The 488-nt window shown below is 18.4% G+C and carries 1 pseudogene; it reads right to left on the reverse strand.

Features of this window, described 5'->3' with window-relative positions:
- Positions 1 to 450 (reverse strand): annotated as a pseudogene (locus tag JG677_RS08570) (DUF3971 domain-containing protein); the annotation flags it as partial.
- Between the last annotated feature and the right edge of the window lie 38 nt (positions 451 to 488).

Raw genomic sequence — 488 nt, forward strand, 5'->3', positions numbered from 1 at the left:
ACCTGAAGCTTCAATATTATCTAAATAATATCTTTTTTTATTAAAATCTATAAAACCTTTAATATAATCTAAATAATAAAATTCCCCTTTTACTCTATTTCCAACCCATAAAATAAGATCTTCTGGAAGTTGAACTTTATTTTGAATCTTATTAAAAATCTCTAAAATATTTTTAAAACTAATTTCTTTAAAATTATAAGCAAGTTGGCCATTTTTATAAGAAAGATTTATATTAAAATTAATCAAATCAGAATTTGCTTTAGCATCAAAAAAATAAAACTCGCTCTTAGTATTAATATCTAAATTTCCAACTATGCTTAAATTATAATCCTTAATAAGCATTTTTTCTATATTTACTTTTATATTATTTTTTTCTTTTTGTAAAGTTGTTTTTAAGAAAAATAAATTATTATTAATGAAAAATTCATTGTTTTTAAATAAAATCTGCAAATGATAGTCTTTAAAAACTAAATTACGAATATCTATTT

It is taken from the genome of Campylobacter sp. TTU-622, from assembly GCF_016598965.1.
GTDB lineage: Bacteria > Campylobacterota > Campylobacteria > Campylobacterales > Campylobacteraceae > Campylobacter_D.